Here is a 1,415-nt window from a genome sequence, read left to right on the forward strand (position 1 = left end):
CAATACGCCAGTCGGTGTCGCACCCTCATAATTGAAAGTGGTGCCATTGATCACGCCATTGGCGGTCGCAACAGCAGCAGCCGTGGTGGCGCCGTTGCCCAGGGCGATGGAGTTCGCAGTGCCGGCGATGGCGCCGTTGCCGATGGCGATCGCATTAGCGGCGGTCGAACTCGCGGCTGGGCCGACGGCCACGCTGTCCTGACCCGTTGCGCTGCTGTCGGCCAGGATCGAATTAGCATGGAAATACTTGATGCCGGCACCATTGTTGATGTTATTGAGGCTTTGGTTGGTCGCAAAAAGCTGCGAGCCATTCACCGCATCAGTGCTGGTGCCGTTCAAGGCACCGGCACTCAGGTTGGTGATTTTCACCCCGCCGGCCGGTGCGCCTGCACCACCGGTCGCCCCCAAGGTGATGGTGTTGCCGCCGACCGCATCATATTTCACCGCAATATTGGCGGTGTTGACCGTGTCGGTATTCAACGCCGTCAACGCACCCGCTACGCTGGTTTGTGCAGTGCCAGCCCCTACCGCCCCGGTGCTGCTGATCGCGTTGATCGGCTGACTGAAGCCGGTAATCCCCGTGGCCGATGAGTAAGTGGCGCCGCCGCCCAGGGTGTTGGCCGAGGTGTTGCCCARMGTCGTGGTCTGGGTSCCCAGATTAKTSACGGCRGTATTGGTGGCAAACAGTTGGCTGCCGTTGATCGCGTCGGTGCTAGTGGTAGTGACTTGGCCGGCCGCTACATTGCTGATCTGACGTTCGTTACCGACACTGCCCACGCTCAATACGCCAGTCGGTGTCGCACCCTCGTAATTGAAAGTGGTGCCATTGATCACGCCATTGACGGTCGCAACAGCAGCAGCCGTGGTGGCGCCGTTGCCCAGGGCGATGGAGTTGGCAGTGCCGGCGATGGCGCCGTTGCCAATGGCCACGGCATTCGTTGCGGTGGAACTGGCGGCGGGACCGACRGCCACGCTGTCAGTACCCGTGACTGTGCTGTCGGCCAGGATCGAGTTGGCATGGAAATACTTGATGCCGGCACCRTTGTTGATGTTATTGAGGCTTTGGTTGGTCGCAAAAAGCTGCGAGCCATTCACCGCATCAGTGCTGGTGCCGTTCAAGGCACCGGCACTCAGGTTGGTGATTTTCACCCCGCCGGCCGGTGCACCTGCACCACCGGTCGCMCCCAGGGTGATGGCGTTGCCGCCGACCGCATCATATTTCACCGCAATATTGGCGGTGTTGACCGTGTCGGTATTCAGCGCCGTCAACGCACCCGCTACGCTGGTTTGTGCAGTGCCAGCCGCTACCGCCCCGGTGCTGCTGATCGCGTTGATCGGCTGACTGAAGCCGGTAAGCCCCGTGGCCGGCGAGTAAGTGGCGCCGCCACCCAGGGTGTTGGCCGAGGTGTTGCCCA

1 protein-coding gene is annotated in these 1,415 nt (G+C 61.8%); it reads right to left on the reverse strand.

Going from position 1 to position 1,415, the window contains the following annotated elements; genetic code table 11:
• A partial coding sequence (locus AC1DH9_RS29180; RefSeq protein ID WP_477809339.1) for a beta strand repeat-containing protein occupies positions 1-1,415 on the reverse strand: 1,415 nt, incomplete at both ends.

The organism is Pseudomonas sp. 05T35, from assembly GCF_056396605.1.